We start from the raw sequence: 17,315 nt of genomic DNA, 5'->3' as shown, positions 1-17,315 counted from the left end.
GCATCTGTTACATGGCTAGCTCAGTTTGACGTCCAATCCATAACCGGTGGCCTCGATGGTGTGGCCGAAAATGTCGCCGACGTAATATTCCGATTCAGCAATGGCGGGGGCGCCTCGCCACCCAGGTTCTATCAGCCAGCCGGAAGGTGTTGCCCCGTAGAACGTCAGCGCCTTATCGTTGGAATGGATGCCCAATTGCAAGGCAATGTCAATCTTTTCCTTCGTGAAAAGCTGGTGTGTGCAACCCAAATCTTCGATATGAGTGTATTCAATCATCAGATGATTGAGGCGCTTGGCCGCAGGCATTGCACCGAAAGCGATGGAATGATCGCGAGCATTGCAATGCATGAACGTCAACTCAGCCGTCATGCCGTTGGGCAAAGGAAGGCGGTACTCGACATCTCCACGAAATCCCAGCAAGCTATAGAACTTACGTGCCGCTTCAACATCGTTCTGACGCACGATGCAGTGGCCCAGGCCCTGATCACCGGTTAGAAATTTCCCGTGCAAGGGACGACCGGGATGGAAGGGGTTGTTCAGGTCAATCCGGGGTCCCCAGAAAATCTCGGTCGGGTTGCCCCCCGGATCTTCTGTCTTCATCAGGCCCAGCACCATCCGTTCTTGTGCTTCGGCTTTGTCGCACACGCGGACTTTGTAGCCTGCGTCCACGAGCTTTTGACCCAATGCCTCGAATTCCGGTTGACCGGCGACACGCCAGCCCAGGTATTCAAGGTCATCTTGACCGTTGTGATGAACCACGATCCGATGGTGCCAATTGTCCATTCGCAGATAGAAGCGATCCTTGTCACCCTCATCGAGGACTTGAAGTCCCAGCATGTTTGCGGCAAAGGATTTCCACGCTGCGGGATCCTTGACCGAAATGCCCATGTACCCCAATTCAATGACAGTTGCTGGCTTGTTCATGGTTTAACTCCTTTGTTGCTTCAGCTTAGAAGGGATACTGCTGCTCGAATGGTTCAATGGTCAGCCACTTGAGTTCCGTGAACTCGTCGATCACCGCGCGTCCGTCGAAGCGGCCATAACCGGTGGCCTTTGTTCCGCCATAAGGCGCCTGAGCCTCGTTCTGTACGGTGGAGCCGTTGATATGGACCGAGCCGTATTCGATCGCCATGCCCACGCGCAGAGCCCGGTTCACGTCCCGGCCAAACACGCCCGATGACAGGCCGTAGGCGCTGTCATTGGCAATGCGGATGGCGTCCGCTTCGCTCTTGCACCGGATAACCACAGTGATGGGACCAAAGGTTTCCTCATCGTAGATCTGCATGTTGGCTGTCACGTGGTCCAGGATCGTGGCGGGCATGACTGCACCCTCGGCCATGCCGCCGCACACGACCTTGGCGCCCTTATCGATGGCATCTTTGAACAGAGCATTGATCCGGTCCCCCGAGTTGGGCGACACCATCGGGCCGATGATGCAGTCCCCGGTGACGCATGGATCGCCTGCGCTCAACTGCTTGGTTTTCGCGGCGAATTTCGCGACAAATTCGTCCGCGATCTTCTCGTCGACCACCAGGCGTTCGGTGGACATGCAGATCTGGCCTTGGAACAGGAAGCTGCCGAACACCGCTGCCTTGACCGCCGCGTCGATGTCAGCGTCGTCCAGAACGATCAGCGGGGACTTGCCGCCCAACTCCAGCAAGCAACGCTTGAGATGCTGGGCCGATTTCTGGGCGATGATGCGCCCCACGCGAGTGGAGCCCGTGAAGTTGATGCGACGAATCTCTTTAGACGAAATCAGCGCATCTGCAATATCGGGCGACCGGTCCGGGGAGGAGTTCAGATAATTGAGCACGCCAGCAGGCAGGCCGGCCTCCTGCAGGCACTTGGTGATCAAAGCGTGCGTGCCGGGGCTGAACTCGGAGCCTTTGAACACAACGGTATTGCCGCAGACCAGCGGATAAGCGATGGCCCGCGCCGCGAGCACGGCGGTGCCGTTCCAGGGAACGATGCTCAAGATGGGGCCAACCGGCTGACGCAGCGTCATCGACAGGGTGTCAGGCTTGTCCGTCGGAATGGTTTCGCCTTGAATTTGGGTGGCTAGTGAGGCGGCTTCCCGGAATACATTGGCCGACAGGTGCACGTTGAACCCCGCCCACAGCGCGGAGGCTCCCACTTCCTTGGCCATCACTTCGATGAACTCGGGCGTTTTGCTCTCCATGACGTCTGCCACCTTCAAAAGAAGGCGCCGCCGCTCCGAAGGCCCAACGGCCTTCCAAGATTTGAACGCCTCTTGAGCGGCTCGAGCCGCATTGACCGCATCGTCCACCGTGGCGTTCGCGCATTGGGTCACGACCTCGCCACTGACAGGGTGCTTGCGATCAAATGACTTTTTGTCACTCGAAGCGCTCCAGGTGTTGTTGATAAACAATTTCGTCTTCATGGGTTGTCTCCTGGGAATGGGGTTGAAAAATCTAATTTGATTGAAAATTCACTTTCGGCCGAGCGCCATGCCGCCATCAATGCCGATTACGGTGCCAGTGATGAACTTCCCTTGTTCCCGGGAGGCCAGCAAAAGATACGGTGCTACCACGTCCTCGGGCCTTGCTGCGAACCCCAAGGGGGTCAGGCCCTTTATCATGTCATCGATGCCGGGCATGTCTTTCATTTTGGTTTTGTCGAAACCGGCGCTTGCCGGCCCCGCCAAAGAAGTGACCGTACCACCTGGCGCAACGCCATTGACCCGGATGTGCGGGGCCAATTCGTAGGCCAACGCCTTGACCATACCCAGCACTGCATGCTTGCTGGCCATGTAGCAAGAGCCGCCGCCGCCGACCGCATAGGAAGAAACGGAAGCCGTCACTACGACCGATCCGTTCGTTTTTTTGAGTTCCGGCAAGGCCGCGCTGATGCCGCTGAAATAGCTTTTGACGTTGATGTCAAATATCTCGTCGAAACTGTCAGAGAATTTCTCCCATGGCTCGTCGACGCCCAACATGTAATCCCATATCCCGGCATTTCCGATGAAGCAGTCGAGGTGTCCGAACCTGGCGATCGCCTTGTTGACCAGCTTTTCATTAGTGGCGTGATCACGGACATCGCCCGCCACGATCTCAATGGCATCTTTGAATTCACTGCGAAGACCCGCCTCTTGTTCCTCATTGCGAACAAGTGCGGACACGCAATAGCCAGCTGCTTTGAAGGATCGAACCAGTTCCAGCCCGATGCCCGAGCCGGCTCCAGTAATGGCAATAACTTGCTGTGTGCTCATGTCAATAAATTTCCGTTTAAAACAATCAAGGATGACCGCCATCAAGGCAGGCATCCCCAGGGTTCACAGGAAGGTCAACAGATTGTGGGTCTGGAGAATGCGCTCCGGGTAGTCCACAAGACGTTCCACCAGTTGGATACCACCACCTTCGATGCGTTTCCATTTGTCTTCACGCGTTGCATAGAAGACGTCAACTTGGTTTCCTCGTCTGGCGCGATGGAGAATGAGGTTGGACCGCACATGCAGCATTTCCGGTGCGCTCTTGTCCTTGGCCGCCGTGACATTGGTGACGAAGCGGGTGAAGCGGATCTTCGGGCTGTTGGCCCAGTTCTGAGGATCCATCTGGTGTGCAACTCGAACTTTCAGCTGTTGATAGTTCTCGTTGTAGATATTCACCGCATCATTCAGTTGGTATCGACGCTCGGAAGTGGAGCGAAGTTCTCGCGAGATCACTTGGTATTTGATCTCGGGGGCAACGCAGTGTTCAAGCCAGGCTTTGTAGGCCTGAATGTCCAGCAGGTGCGCTTCGCGGGTCAGGAGCGTGTTGACTTCTTGCAGTAGTGCATCATCTTGTACGATGAAGAAACGGTGAAATTCTTCGGCGTCGTGCGCGGAGACCAGCTTGTCTTCCTGGGTATTGATCATCATGATTGGCTCCTGGATTAGCGATCAGTCGTCTTGGTGAGTTCGGTGTGCCAATTTCGGGAGGTGTTTTCGAACTCGGCCCAATTGGAGCTGCTGATGTGAGCCTGGTAGGCACGGTAGAATCCGCGATAGCTGGTTTCGCCGATTGCCGATTTGGCAACGACGCCCGGATAGCATTCGTCGCCGTAGACGTCCTTGCCGAAACCCAAATTGGCAATCAGATCACTGTTGCTGGATTGGTATTTCTTGGCATTTTGCGACTCCGTCTCCATGTTGTCGTTGTCGTCGCTTTCCCAGAATCCTGCTGGTCCGAAAGTGCGCTGAACCGCGTCAGCCAAGCGACGCTTTAAGTCCTCAGGCATGTCTTTTTCTACGATGGCATACGTCCAAACCTCGGTCGTGTTTTCATCGATCGGGTTCCAGACCTTGAAGACACCGGAGCAGGTCAAAATGCTGTTGTTCGGGAAAACCGTGCAGTTTAGATGGCTGCGGTAAATCCGTGCCCGGACATCGCCGATTTCCTTGGCGAGTTTTTCCTGTTTTGCGCCGCCGAATGCCATCATTTCGGGAACCAGGTCAGCACTGTGGACACCGGAGTAGCCGTCCCACAATACGCCCATTCCACTGCCATACTTGCTGGTCATTTGTAAGCCCGCGCCTTCGGGTGGAAGCATAGCGTTGCCCGCAAGAGGGGTAAATATCGACTGACCTGAGCGCAAAGACGATGCGTGCGTCCAACCAACGTGGTACGCGTCACCCACAAAGTTTTCCGCAGGAGCCTTCCAGTTGGCCTTGATCACCACTTTGCCGGGGGGGCCTACAAGTTCCAGGCCACCAGAGTGCTTGAAGATGGGTTCTAAGTACCAGGCTGCATCACCCAGATAATCGACAAGCGTGGGGGCCTCTGCATCAAAACAACCGTAAATGAAGCCATGAAAGCTTTCGATGCGGGGGACTTCTTTCAAGCCCAGGCACTTCTTTTTGATCGTATCGCCGTACAACTCTTTTTCAAAGGGAACGCTTTGCAGTTCGCCGTTGGAGCCAAAGCCCCAGCCGTGGTAACTGCACACAAAGCCTTTCGCATTTCCGGCTTCAGCGTGAACTAGTGTCTTGCCCCGGTGACGGCAAACATTCAAAAAGGCTCGCACCGAGCCATCGTTCTGGCGGGAGACGATGACTTCATCGACACCCATTTTGGCTGTGACATAGTCGCCGGGGGAGGGAATCAAGCTGTCATGGGTCAGAAAAAGCCAGTTTCGCGCGAAGATGGTCTTCAATTCGTGCTGGAAAAGTTCTTTGTCGCCATGAATCAGGTGCTTTTGCGTCAGCCCTGCTTCACTCACCAAATTTTCATAAATCATGATTAATGTCTCCGTTTTTTGGCTAATGGGTGGATTGGATGGTTTGGTTGATTGGTCCGAATTCAGCCTCCTGATTGAAAGCAGTCTTACTCCATTTTGAGCATCACGCGCATGTTTTCAATTTTGACGGGGTAGGTTTTGATGTCCTTTGTCAGGGGGGTGCACAAGGCTTTGCCTGTGCAGACATCAAATCGACCTTGGTGCAGAGGGCATTCAATTTCCCGGCCTTCGAGAAAGCCATCGCTCATGCGCGCAGCGCCGTGCGTGCACAGGTTATCGGTGGCATAAATCTCCCCCTCGACCTCGTAGAGCGCAATTTCCTTGCCGTTAACTTTGACGCCGACCACATCGCCTTCAGGGATGTCGTCAAGACAAGCTGCATCAATCCAGTTCTGAGTCATGTGCGTCGCCTCAGATTGGATAGATCACAGAGTTGGGGATCATTTCGCTGTCGTAAACGCACAGGCGCGACTTCAGCTTGAGGCCCTCGGGCGTGCGCACGATCACGTCTCGGTAATAGCCGGCGTTGAAAATCGTGGAATCGCCGTCGTACTTGGTGCGAATCACGGCATAGCTGGCTTCGGCGGTGATGCGCTCGCCATCCGCGTCACGCTCCACTGACAGCACGCGCGGCGTGCCCACGATGTGGCGCTGGTAGTAGGGGTCGTGGTACATGGTTTCCTTGACGCCGTACACCCGGTCGCGGATCATTGCCTTGCTCTCCAGCGCCAGCAGGCACAGCGGCAGGCCCTGCTCAAAGTTCTCGCGCGGCTGCAGGCGGTAGGTGCCGGTCTCGATGAAGAAATCAGGCCACTTCTCCCAATTGGCGGAGTCGCACACCATGGCGTAGTCGCTGTACAGGTTCAGCAGTTCGAAATAGGTTTTGAAGTCGACCATGTTTATTCCCCCATCACCTTGCGCCAGTAGTCGTACATGCCGCGGATCAGCGTCTCGGTGACCATGTGGTCCGTGTCGCCGATTTCGTGACCGCCCATCTCGATCACGGTGCGGTGCGTCGGTTTTTGCTCAAAGCCTTCCTGCGACCACTCGATCACCTCGCCGTCATCGGCCGACACGAAGCCCGCCGGCCCGAACAGGTTGGCCTGGATCAGGCGGCGCTGGGTCCACTCCTCGTTGTCGTCCTCGAAGCCGAAGTGGGTCCAGACGAAATCGAAGGAGCCGTGACCGTTGGGCTGGATGTGGCGGGTCGATACGCTGTTGACCTGCTGCTGGATGATCACGCTGGGGAAGATCGTGGTCATCACCGCAGTCGGACCGCCCCACCAGGGCTCGGGCACGATGTCGAGCAGGCGCGGGTCGTTCACCTTCATCTGTTCCTTGAAGCTGTCCACGCCGGACACGACCTCCTCGTTCTTGCCGCCCTGACCGCGCGTGGAGATCATTGCGGCGTGGCGGAACTTGGCGTCCATCTTCAGTTCCGACTTGTTGTCGGCGCGCCAGAGCCCGAAGGTCGAGAACCAGGTGTGCAGCAGGCCCGGGTGGTAGGGGTCCTTGATGTTCTCCTGCATCAGCTTCCAGTTGCCCGGGATGCGCTGGCGGCGGTAGCCCAGGATCTTGAGCTTGCGGCCGTTGAAGACGCGGTCGAAGTAATGCAGGATGGTTGGGCCCAGGAACTCCTCGAAGGGCTCGACATCGTGGTCAAAAGAGGCAAACACTGCACCGCCTCGGGCGGCCACCTTGAGCTTGGTCAGGCCGTGTTCTTCGAGTTTGAAGTCCTTGGGCATGCCGCCGTTGACCTTGCCGTCCTGCTTGACGCCACGGCGGAAGGGCACGCCCTGCAGGTCACCCTTGAGGCTGTAGTTCCACTGGTGGTAGGGGCAGAAGAAGTCCTTGGCGTTGCCGTGGCGCTCGCGGCAAAAGCGCATGCCACGGTGGGCGCAGACGTTCTCCACCACGTTGATGCCGCCATCCGGATCACGCACCATGATGACCGAGCGCTCACCGATCACCGTTCGCTTGAAGTCGCCTGGATTCGGAATCTCGGCTTCCAGGCCTACATAGCACCAGTGGTTTGCATAGAACAGGCGCTCCAATTCGCGCTTGTACAGGTCTTCGCGGGTGTAGGCCCAGAAGGGAACGCGGCTGCTACCTTCGCCCGGCCATTTCGGATCTTGGGGAAACACGGGTTTTAATCGTTGGGGTTCACTCATGGCTTGGTATCCTTGGGTTGAATTGGGTTCGCATGGTGCCTTCGCTCAGACGCCGCTGGGATAGAACGCATCGGCATGGATGTGCCCGGGTACTATGCCTAGGCGAGCAACGAGCAGGTTCAGGGCCTCGACCATGGCCGGAGCGCCACACAGGTAGGCGCGCCATCCCGCCAAATTGGGCAAGTCACGGCCGATCAGATCGGTGACCAGGCCGGATCGACGACCAGGGCCGGCAGGGCCTGTTGCAACAACGACATTCACCTTGAGATTCGGAAACCTTGCAGCCAATGCGTGAAGGCGTTCCTCGTCATAGATGTCCTGCTCGCTCCGCACACCGAAGTACAGATGGATGGGGTTGCTCATCCCGCTTTCCAGTGCGCCTCGAACGATCGAAAGGACGGGCGCCAGACCTGTTCCACCCCCCACACAAAGCATGGGGCCGGTGTGCGTGCGCCGCAGATAGGCCGTTCCGAGGGGGCCGCTGATCCGCACCGAAGCGCCTACGGACAGTTCATTGAAAACGTAGTTGCTGACATGCCCGCCCGGAACCGCGCGAATCTGAAACTCCATTTCCGCATCGCTAGGCAGCCCGGCCATCGAATAGGGGCGGACGCATTCGGGCGTGAACTGCACCGTTGCGTACTGGCCAGGGCTGAACTCAAGCGGTTTGGCCAGTTTGATGCGCAGGCGCCGGATGTCATGGGTGGCTTCGTCTATCGCTGTGACCGTCCCCTTGACGATGCGCGCCGGGTGAACCACGATCTCGTCAGATTCAGGAATCTCGATCGTGCAGTTTTCGATCAGTACCGCCTGACAGGCCAGGACATAGGCCCCCTTTCCTGCCTGCGGGCGCCCTGTCTCGGGGCCGTTATCGCGAAGATGGCCGGCAATCACACGGCAACGGCAAGTGCCGCAGCGGCCCGACATGCAGCTATAAGAAATGGGGACCTCGTTGGACCTGAGCACGTCAAGCAGGGTGCTGCCGGTCTCCGCGTTCAGATGCAAATTGAGGGGTTCTACTACCAGTTCCATGCAAGCTCTTTTTTCAGTTGTCTCCGAATGGCTGCGATTCTGGCGCGTCGATCGGTATAGCGCTATAGATCAAGTCTGATAGTTAAAATCACCAGCATGAATAATGGTGAGGCATCATGGATCTGCGCGACATCGACTTGAATCTGCTGGTGGTCTTCAACCAGCTACTGCTCGACCGGAGCGTATCGACGGCCGGCGAAAAACTGGGGCTGACGCAGCCTGCCGTCAGCAATTCACTTAAACGGCTGCGTGCGGCGCTAAAGGACGATTTGTTCTTGCGCACCTCAAAAGGCATGGAGCCGACACCGTATGCACTGCATCTTGCGGAGCCCGTGATCTATGCGCTCAACACGCTGCAGACGGCACTGACGACCCGTGACTCTTTCGACCCATTTGCCAGCACGCGCACCTTCAACTTGGCAATGACCGACATCGGCGAGATGTACTTCATGCCCCCACTGATGGAAGCGCTTGCGCAACGAGCTCCTCACATCCAGATCAGCACGCTGCGCCCGAATGCTGGCAATCTGAAGGAGGATATGGAGTCCGGTGCGGTTGATCTCGCCTTGGGTCTTCTGCCAGAGCTACAGACCGGATTCTTCCAGCGGCGCCTCTTTCGCCACCGCTACGTATGCATGTTCCGCAAGGACCATCCAAGCGCCAAATCCCCCATGAGCCTGAAACAGTTCAGTGAACTGGAGCATGTCGGCGTGGTCGCACTCAACACCGGACACGGTGAGGTCGATGGCCTGCTCGAACGCGCAGGCATCAAAAGGCGCATGCGGCTGGTGGTGCCGCATTTCATTGCGATCGGCCCCATTCTGCACAGCACCGACCTCATCGCGACCGTGCCGCAGCGTTTTGCCGTTCGCTGCGAAGTGCCTTTTGGTCTGACGACATCCCCGCACCCGGCCAAGCTGCCCGACATCGCCATCAACCTGTTTTGGCATGCCAAGTACAACCGGGATCCGGGCAACATGTGGCTACGTCAGTTGTTCGTCGAGCTTTTCTCTGAAGCATAAGCTTCCAGCAAACCCATATTGACTGCCGCGGTCGGCCATGGCTGAGGATCAGGATGTCGGTGGTCTGCCAACCGGTGCGGCGCAGTTCTCCCATGCGACTGGTCTTGTGCGTAGGCAGCCGGGTCGGAACTGCCATCGTCCGCCAGTTTGAACACCGCCACCGTCTGCACCAGCTCTTCGGACTGACCCTTCAGTCTGGAGGCCGCGGCGGCCATCTGCTCGACCAGCGCCGCGTTCTGTTGCGTTGCCTGGTCCATATTGGTGACGGCCTCGCCCACCTGCGCTACTCCCTGGCTCTGCTCGGTGCTGGCCGCGCTGATCTCGCCCATGATGTCGGTCACGCGCCGAATGCTGTCCACGACCTCTCTCATAGTGGTGCCGGCCTGGTCCACCAAGGCGCTGCCTTGCTCGACCCGGCCCACGCTGTCGTTGATCAGGGTCTTGATTTCCTTGGCGGCCTCGGCGCTGCGCTGGGCCAGGCTGCGCACTTCGGTGGCCACCACGGCAAAGCCGCGACCGTGTTCGCCCGCTCGGGCGGCCTCGACGGCGGCATTCAGGGCCAGAATGTTGGTCTGGAAGGCGATGCCGTCAATGACGCTGATGATGTCGGCGATCTTGCGGGAGCTTTCGTTGATGCCTGTCATGGTGTTGACCACCTGGGCCACGGCTTCACCGCCTTGGACGGCCACGGTGCTGGCGCTTTGCGCGAGCTGGTTCGCATGGCGCGCGTTGTCGGCGTTCTGGCGCACAGTGGAGCCCAACTCCTCCATGCTGGCGGCGGTTTCTTCCAGGGAGCTGGCCTGGCTTTCGGTGCGCGCCGACAGGTCGTGGTTGCCCTGGGCAATCTCGGAACTGGCCGCCTCCAGGCTCTCGGCGTTCTGGCGCACATGGGCCACCATGCTGGACAGGCTGCCCTGCATGTCCGCCAGGGCGGTTATCAATTGGCCGACTTCGTCGTTCGAACGCGTCACGATCTGCCCCGTGAGGTCGCCCTGGGCAATCTGGCCCGCCAGCCGCAGCGCCTCCTCCAGCGGCCCGAGCACCGCTTTGCGGATAGCCCAAAAGGAGGCCAGCAGCACCAGACCGCCCAGCAGGTTGATGCTGAAGACAAGCGCCTTGATGAAGCCGACCGCCTCGGCCACCAGCGGGGCGAAACGGTCGGCGTTTTCCTGTACCACCGCCATGTCGGGCCGCAGCCGCTCGACCAGCGCCGGGCTCACGGTGCTGCCAGGCTCGAGCTCGATGATTTTCTTCATGCGCTCCAGATCGTCAATGCCCTTGCGCGGCAAGTCAATGACGTCATTGAAGCCGAGCAGGCGGAACAGCCCCTGTTCGACCTTGAACAACTCCACATCGACCTGCGCGGCAAGCCACTGCCCGTGCTCGATCGGCTTGAGCAGCAGGTCCTTGCCAACCGCCGGGGCCGTGTCACCCGAACTCGCCCGCTGCATGGCGAGCTCTATCTGCATGACCACGTTGAGATGGTCTCGCTCCAGGTGGTGGAAGCGCGCGGCCTTGCCGAGGAATCGCCCCCCCAGCATCACCAGCAGCGACACCGTGAGCACGGCGACTATGCCGAACAAGAATTTCTGGCGCAGGGTGAATTGGGGCATGGGTTGTGTTCCTTCAGTGGAAAGGGTACCTTCTGCACGATGAAACGAGCAGGCACGTCAGAAAGGTTGCCTGCCGGGCTGCCGACCAGGATCTTGATCGGTTTGGTGGGAAACTGTTCTGCCGAGTCCGCAGGCACCGTGATGACGACTGTCGCCAGTAAGACGGTTATGCTGGTAAGGTGCCGCAGCACATTGCGCACGAGCTCTGAACGAGCTCTGAATTTGAAGAACGATGGTCACGGTTGATCCTCTTGGGCTTGATGAATGAAATTGCCAGCTTTTTCAAGCCCCTCCAAATACCCATGGCTCCGCCAATTGCCGCCTAGCCTCGTAGCGGCGAATCTCCGCGTCATGCTCCAGCGTCAGGCTGATGTCGTCGATGCCGTTGAGCAGACAGCGTTTGCGAAACGGATCGAACTCGAAGCCGAGAGCAGGGCCGATCGGTGCTTCGATAGACTGTCTCTCGAGGTTGATGCGCAGGCGGTAACCAGGCTGGCTCTTTACCTGTTCGAACAGATACTGCACCTCAACCTCGGGCAGCACGATGGGCAACATGCCGTTCTTCAAGCAGTTGCCGTAGAAGATGTCGGCAAAGCTGGGGGCGATGAGCGCACGAATGCCATAGTCGTGCAGCGCCCACGGCGCGTGTTCGCGGCTGGAGCCGCAGCCGAAGTTCGCTCGCGCCAACAGGATGGAGGAACCTTGGTAGCGGGGCTGGTTCAGCACGAAAGCCGGGTTCGTCGGCCGCGCGGCGCAATCCTGCCCGGGCTCGCCCTTGTCCAAATAGCGCCATTCGTCGAACAGATTGCCCCCGAAGCCTGTGCGTCGTATCGACTTCATGAACTGCTTCGGGATGATGGCGTCCGTGTCGACGTTGGCGCGATTCAGCGGCACCACGATGCCGTCGAGAAACGTAAAAGGTTCCATCAGCTGAACTCCTTACGGACATCAACGAAGTGGCCCGCAACTGCGGCCGCCGCCGCCATTGCCGGACTCACGAGATGGCTACGCCCTCCCGCCCCCTGACGGCCCTCGAAATTGCGGTTCGAGGTGGAGGCACAGCGCTCTCCGGGCGCCAGCCGGTCTTCGTTCATACCCAAGCACATCGAACAGCCCGGTTCACGCCATTCGAAACCCGCGTCGGTGAACACGCGGTCAAGGCCTTCGGCTTCGGCCTGCGCCTTGACCAACCCCGAGCCCGGGACCGCGAGGGCTAGCTTGATCGTGGGAGCAATATGTCCGCCCTTCAGCACGGCGGCCGCAGCGCGCAGATCCTCGATGCGGGCATTGGTGCACGATCCGATGAACACCTTGTCCGGCTGAATGGCCTTGATTGGCATGCCCGGCTCGATTGCCATGTACGCCAGCGCATTGGCCATTCCGGAGCGCTTGACAGGGTCCGGTTCACGCGCAGGATCGGGCACCTGGCCGCCGATCGGCTGCACCATTTCGGGCGATGTGCCCCAAGTCACCATGGGTTGCACAAGAGCCGCATCGATCTCAAGCGTTCTGTCGAAGTGCGCACCCTCGTCGCTGACCAGTGTGCGCCAGTACGCCACCGCCTGCTCCCATCGCTCGCCGCGCGGCGCGTACGGACGCCCTTTCAGGTAGTCGATCGTTTTTTGATCGACCGCGACCAATCCAACGCGAGCGCCTGCTTCGATCGCCATGTTGCACAAAGTCATTCGGCCTTCCATGGACAAGGCGCGAACCGCGCCACCGCCAAACTCGATGGCGTAGCCGGTTCCGCCTGCCGTGCCGATGCGGCCGATCACGTCCAAGATCAAGTCCTTGGCCGTTACGCCAGGCGCCAGTGCTCCCTCAATGCGCACGAGCATGGGCTTCATCGGGTTGACGGACAGGCACTGCGTCGCGAGCACATGCTCGACCTCGGAAGTACCGACACCAAAGGCCAGGGCGGCGAAGGCGCCATGCGTGCTGGTATGCGAGTCGCCGGCGACAACGGTCATTCCCGGCAAGGTTGCGCCCTGTTCCGGACCGACGACATGGATGATGCCCTGACGGGGGTCCGAGAGTCCGAACTCGGTGACACCGAACTCCTTGCAGTTGCGGCTGAGCTGTTCGACCTGGATACGCGACAAGGGATCTATGATGCCCACGGAGCGCGATGTCGTCGGCACGTTGTGGTCCGCGGTCGCCAGTACCGTTTGCGGACGCCACAGCCTGCGCTTGCCCATGCGCAACCCCTCAAACGCCTGCGGGCTGGTGACCTCGTAGACCAGATGGCGGTCCATGTACAGCAGCGGAGGGCCGGCCTCGGGCTCGTGCACCACATGCCGTTGCCACAGCTTTTCGAAAAGTGTCGCGGCGGCCATTACGTTCCCCTCAGGACCGGACTGGCCGGGCTTCCGGCAAGGCAACCCACGCCGGCCAGGCGCTGCTGCGGTTCGCGTGAGTGCACGCCATCCGGTACGGGATACCGCCGACTCGATGGACCCGCCTTCATGACCTGCCCGGGCACATCGTGGCCGACGATCTCAGGCATGCGGCGCGCCTGCGCCAGCAGCGCTTCCAGATTGACGCCGGTGCGATAGCCCATGGCCTCGAACATGTGAACCAAGTCTTCGGTGCAGACGTTCCCGCTGGCGCCCGGCGCGAAGGGACAGCCCCCCAGCCCGCCGAGGGAGGCATCGAAGCGGTCGATGCCGGCCTCGAGCGCCGCCAACGCATTCGCCAGTCCCATGGCACGGGTGTCATGAAAATGCGCCGTCAAGGTCAGTTGCGGCCAACCAGTCTTCACCGCCCGGCAGAGGCGCTCCACCTGCCCCGGATGGGCCATGCCGGTCGTATCGCACAGCGTCACGCGCGCGATGCCCAGCCCTGCGATGCGCTCTACGAGCGCCAGCAGGACCGCGTCCGGCACGTCACCTTCGAACGGACAGCCGAAGGCCGTGGACAACGAGGCGTTGACCTGCTTACGGCCGTCCACCAGCCTCACGATTTCGGCAAACTGCGCCAACGACTGCGCAGGGGTCATCCGCAGGTTGGCGGCGTTGTGTGTCTCACTCGCAGACATTACGAGATTCAGTTCGTCGACGCCGCAGTCGAGCGCGCGCTCAGCGCCGCGAATGTTGGGCACCAGTGCGGCGTATTCAACGCCGGGAATCCGTTCGATCCCTCGCATCACGGCTTCGGCATCCGCCAGCGCCGGGATGGCCTTGGGCGAGGTGAACGATGTGACCTCTATCTTGGCCAGTCCTGTGCGGCTCAAGCCATTGATCAGGTCAATTTTCTGTTCGGTGGGCACGAAGCGAGACTCGATCTGGAATCCGTCGCGCACAGAAACTTCCTGGATGTACAGCCGCTGGCCGTTAGCCTTTTGCATGAGTTGCCCCTCAAACCACGCCATCGGCGCGCAGTCGGGCGAGCTCGTCGGCATCAATGCCCAGGGAGGCCAGCACTTCCTGCGTGTGCGCGCCGAGCTCGGGGCCGACCCATTTCGTGCGCCCGGGAGTCGCGCTCAACTTGGGCACGATGCCCGGAAAGTCGATTGGTGTGCTGTCGGGTAGCGCGTGGCGCTCGATCATGTCGCGCGCGTGGAAGTGCGGGTCTTCCGCGATGTCGGCTGCGGTGTAGATGCGCCCGCTGGGCACTTCGGCCGCCTCCAGGACCTTCAAGACCTCGTCAAGCGGGTGCAGTCCGGTCCAATCGGATATAGCGGCATCCAGCCGATCATTGTGTCTGACACGGCCGTCATTACGCACCAACGCGGGGTCAGCGCCGAGATCGTCGCGCCCGATCGCGTGCATCAACCGCTTAAAGATGGCGTCGCCGTTGCCTGCGATAACCACGTAGTGGCCATCGCCGCAACGGTAGGTATTCGATGGTGAAATGCCCGGGAGACTGGCGCCGGAGCGCTCCCGAACGAAGCCGAACTCCGCGTACTCTGGAATCAGGCTTTCCATCACCGCGAATACTGACTCGTACAACGCGACATCGATGAACTGACCCTTGCCCGCGTTGGCCTTGAGATGGTGCATCGCCACCAGGGCACCAATCGTGCCGTACAGCGAGGCCAGCGTGTCGCCCAAGCTTACACCCACCCGTACGGGCGGACGATCGGCAAATCCGGTCACGTGGCGCAGACCGCCCATGCACTCGGCGATGGCCGCAAAGCCCGGTCGCTGGCTGTACGGGCCCGATTGCCCGTAGCCGGAGATGCGGACCATGACAAGTTGCGGATTGAGGGCCGACAATTGCTCCCAGCCCAGCCCCCACTTCTCCAGCGTCCCGGGACGGAAATTCTCGATCACGATGTCGACTTCGCCGGCCAGGCGACGTACGATCTCGCGCGCCTCGTCGCGCTTGAGGTCGAGCGTGACCGACTTCTTGTTGCGACTTTGCGTGTACCACCACAGCGAGGTACCCTCGTGGAGCTTGCGCCATTTGCGCAACGGATCCCCGTCCTTCGGCGGCTCGATCTTGATCACTTCCGCGCCGAACTGAGCCAGCAGCGCGCTGGCGTAAGGCCCCGCTACCAGCGAGCCGAGTTCAAGTACCTTGACGCCCGCAAGCGGCATTACATCCGACGTAGGTTTGCTCTCATCGTTCTCCTGAGAGGTCGATTTTTTCTTCATGGTTGTGTCATCCGAACCGTCAGTTCGCTCAGCATCCTTCGAAAGGTTTGACCGTGCGCTGTCTTTACGGTGTGTATTCATGATTGCTCCTTAGAACCCATCCCGAGTCGAAACTCCGTGGATGTGCAAGCGGGGAGCGCAGTCTTCATGGTCGCACTCATCAGCTCACTCCCAGGTATTGATGGATGACATCAGGCGTGCGGCGAAGTGCCTCGGACCCGCCCTGCCAAACAACGCAACCTTTTTGAATCACGTAGTGGTGATCTGCCAGATCAAGCAGTGCACCGACGTTCTTATCGATAACGATCTGCGAGAGTCCATTGGCCTTCAATTCGCCGAGCGCACGCCAGATCTCTTGGCGGATGAGAGGTGCCAGGCCCTCGGTGGCCTCGTCAAGCACGAGCAGGCGTGGGTTGGTCATCAGCGCGCGGCCAATCGCGAGCATCTGCTGTTCGCCGCCCGATAGCTGCGAGGCAAGGTTCCGCCGGCGCTCCCGGAGCCGGGGAAAGAGGTCGTAGACGCGGCTGAGCGTCCAATGTGGCAAGGGCGCCGACTCACCGACTCGGGCTGTCGCGACGAGGTTCTCCTCTACAGTGAGGTTCGGGAAGACCTGCCGGCCTTCGGGCACCAATGCGAGACCTTTGCGCGCCACGCGGTGGATGGGCAGTCGGTCGAGTCGAATGCCGTCAATCGACACCGTGCCGGCCGAGACGGGCAACAGCCCGAAGATGCACTTGACTGTCGTCGACCGACCCATGCCGTTGCGGCCGAGCAGCGTGACTACCTGCCCCTTTCGTACGTCAAAAGAGATGTCAAAGAGGGCTTGGGCGTGGCCGTAGGAGGCCTGCAGCCCAAGGACGGAGAAGAAAGTGCTCATATCGTTGTCCCGCGCCGTCAAACCGCTTCCTCGCCGAGATACACCGCGCGCACCTCGGGATGGCAGCGAATCTCGGCAGGGCTCCCAGTGAACATGACCTTGCCGTAGACGAGCACGGTGATGCGATCCGCGAGTACGAAGACCGCGTCCATGTCGTGCTCGATGAGAAGAATCGAGTAGCGTCGCTTGAACCGCTTCAGCAACGCAATCACTGAAGACGATTCCTGCGGGCTCATGCCCGCCATCGGTTCGTCGAGCAACAACAGCTTTGGACGGGCTGCGAGGCTCATCGCCAGCTCGAGCTGACGGCGCTCGCCGTAGCCCAGGTCGCCTGCACAGACATTGGCGCGGTCACCGAGACCAGCGGATTCGAGCGCTTCTTCCGCAGCGCCGCACGCCTCGGTGCGCGACAGCATGGGTCGCCACAACCGGAACGCGTGCTCGCGCGCGCCGAGGGCGGAAAGCACCGTGTTCTCGAGCACGGTGAACTCCTCGAAGACCGAAGTGATCTGATAGGAGCGCACCAGACCCGCGCGGGCTCGCTCGTGGCAGGGCAGGTTGGTGATGTCGCGGCCACCAAACATGATGCGTCCGCTGTTCGAAGCCAGTTCGCCAGAGAGTTGGTTGATCAGGGTGGTCTTGCCCGCGCCGTTGGGGCCGATCACCGCGTGGATCTCACCATCCTCGACGTCCAGAGAGACGGCGTCTGTCACCAACAGGCCGCCGTAGCGCTTGACCAGAGACTCGGTCTGAAGCATGGTGGCCAT

The 17,315-nt window shown here is 59.8% G+C and carries 17 protein-coding genes; 1 reads left to right on the top strand and 16 read right to left on the bottom strand.

Annotated elements, in window-relative coordinates; translation table 11 throughout:
- Window positions 1-15: 15 nt before the first annotated feature.
- From nahC to nagAa, 9 genes are all read right to left on the bottom strand, one after another.
- Window positions 16-924: a 1,2-dihydroxynaphthalene dioxygenase gene (gene nahC, locus K225_RS0116975; protein ID WP_026437502.1), complete on the bottom strand. Its 909-nt coding sequence runs from the start codon at window positions 922-924 to the stop codon at window positions 16-18.
- A 25-nt stretch (window positions 925-949) separates the two neighbouring features.
- Window positions 950-2,401: an aldehyde dehydrogenase gene (locus tag K225_RS0116970; RefSeq protein ID WP_026437501.1), complete on the bottom strand. Its 1,452-nt coding sequence runs from the start codon at window positions 2,399-2,401 to the stop codon at window positions 950-952.
- A 48-nt stretch (window positions 2,402-2,449) separates the two neighbouring features.
- A complete protein-coding gene (nagB, locus tag K225_RS0116965; RefSeq protein WP_026437500.1) occupies window positions 2,450-3,229 on the bottom strand; it encodes a 1,2-dihydroxy-1,2-dihydronaphthalene dehydrogenase NagB in 780 nt (259 codons plus the stop codon).
- A gap of 63 nt (window positions 3,230-3,292) precedes the next feature.
- Entirely contained in the window at window positions 3,293-3,877 is a 585-nt protein-coding gene (gene nagAd, locus K225_RS0116960; RefSeq protein WP_026437499.1) for a naphthalene 1,2-dioxygenase system small oxygenase NagAd, read from the bottom strand.
- A 14-nt stretch (window positions 3,878-3,891) separates the two neighbouring features.
- On the bottom strand, window positions 3,892-5,235 hold the full coding sequence (nagAc, locus tag K225_RS21920) for a naphthalene 1,2-dioxygenase system large oxygenase NagAc (RefSeq protein ID WP_026437498.1): 1,344 nt from the start codon (window positions 5,233-5,235) through the stop codon (window positions 3,892-3,894).
- An 86-nt stretch (window positions 5,236-5,321) separates the two neighbouring features.
- Window positions 5,322-5,636 (bottom strand): naphthalene 1,2-dioxygenase/salicylate 5-hydroxylase systems ferredoxin NagAb, encoded by a 315-nt coding sequence (nagAb, locus tag K225_RS0116950; protein WP_026437497.1) that lies wholly within the window; start codon window positions 5,634-5,636, stop codon window positions 5,322-5,324.
- A 10-nt stretch (window positions 5,637-5,646) separates the two neighbouring features.
- Complete coding sequence (gene nagH, locus K225_RS0116945; protein ID WP_026437496.1) at window positions 5,647-6,132, bottom strand: dalicylate 5-hydroxylase small oxygenase NagH; 486 nt, start codon at window positions 6,130-6,132, stop codon at window positions 5,647-5,649.
- A gap of 2 nt (window positions 6,133-6,134) precedes the next feature.
- Complete coding sequence (nagG, locus tag K225_RS0116940) at window positions 6,135-7,406, bottom strand: salicylate 5-hydroxylase large oxygenase NagG (protein WP_026437495.1); 1,272 nt, start codon at window positions 7,404-7,406, stop codon at window positions 6,135-6,137.
- A 45-nt stretch (window positions 7,407-7,451) separates the two neighbouring features.
- Window positions 7,452-8,438: a naphthalene 1,2-dioxygenase/salicylate 5-hydroxylase systems ferredoxin--NAD(P)(+) reductase NagAa gene (nagAa, locus tag K225_RS0116935; RefSeq protein WP_026437494.1), complete on the bottom strand. Its 987-nt coding sequence runs from the start codon at window positions 8,436-8,438 to the stop codon at window positions 7,452-7,454.
- Window positions 8,439-8,554: 116 nt separating this feature from the next.
- Between nagAa and nagR the strand changes: the two genes are divergently transcribed.
- Window positions 8,555-9,460 (top strand): naphthalene degradation transcriptional regulator NagR, encoded by a 906-nt coding sequence (gene nagR, locus K225_RS0116930; protein ID WP_026437493.1) that lies wholly within the window; start codon window positions 8,555-8,557, stop codon window positions 9,458-9,460.
- Here nagR and K225_RS22630 read toward each other — a convergent pair.
- From K225_RS22630 to K225_RS0116895, 7 genes are all read right to left on the bottom strand, one after another.
- Window positions 9,427-11,073 carry a methyl-accepting chemotaxis protein gene (locus K225_RS22630; RefSeq protein WP_080746175.1) on the bottom strand — a complete coding sequence of 549 codons (1,647 nt, stop codon included), beginning with the start codon at window positions 11,071-11,073 and terminating at the stop codon, window positions 9,427-9,429. The genes nagR and K225_RS22630 overlap by 34 nt on opposite strands.
- 282 nt (window positions 11,074-11,355) lie before the next feature.
- Entirely contained in the window at window positions 11,356-12,000 is a 645-nt protein-coding gene (gene leuD, locus K225_RS0116920) for a 3-isopropylmalate dehydratase small subunit (protein WP_026437492.1), read from the bottom strand.
- A complete protein-coding gene (leuC, locus tag K225_RS0116915) occupies window positions 12,000-13,409 on the bottom strand; it encodes a 3-isopropylmalate dehydratase large subunit (RefSeq protein WP_026437491.1) in 1,410 nt (469 codons plus the stop codon). Before leuC ends, leuD begins: the two co-directional genes overlap by 1 nt.
- On the bottom strand, window positions 13,409-14,419 hold the full coding sequence (locus K225_RS21085) for a hydroxymethylglutaryl-CoA lyase (RefSeq protein ID WP_048806242.1): 1,011 nt from the start codon (window positions 14,417-14,419) through the stop codon (window positions 13,409-13,411). The genes leuC and K225_RS21085 overlap by 1 nt, the downstream gene beginning before the upstream one ends.
- A gap of 10 nt (window positions 14,420-14,429) precedes the next feature.
- Complete coding sequence (locus tag K225_RS0116905) at window positions 14,430-15,614, bottom strand: CaiB/BaiF CoA-transferase family protein (RefSeq protein WP_026437490.1); 1,185 nt, start codon at window positions 15,612-15,614, stop codon at window positions 14,430-14,432.
- Between the two features lie 217 nt (window positions 15,615-15,831).
- Complete coding sequence (locus K225_RS0116900; RefSeq protein ID WP_026437489.1) at window positions 15,832-16,548, bottom strand: ABC transporter ATP-binding protein; 717 nt, start codon at window positions 16,546-16,548, stop codon at window positions 15,832-15,834.
- Window positions 16,549-16,565: 17 nt separating this feature from the next.
- Window positions 16,566-17,315, bottom strand: a complete 750-nt coding sequence (locus K225_RS0116895; protein WP_026437488.1) for an ABC transporter ATP-binding protein — start codon at window positions 17,313-17,315, stop codon at window positions 16,566-16,568.

It is taken from the genome of Acidovorax sp. JHL-9, from assembly GCF_000426205.1.
Classification (GTDB): Bacteria; Pseudomonadota; Gammaproteobacteria; order Burkholderiales; family Burkholderiaceae_C; genus Acidovorax; species Acidovorax soli.
Note: the sequence above shows the minus strand (reverse complement) of the source record. Positions and strands in the feature narration are given on the sequence as shown.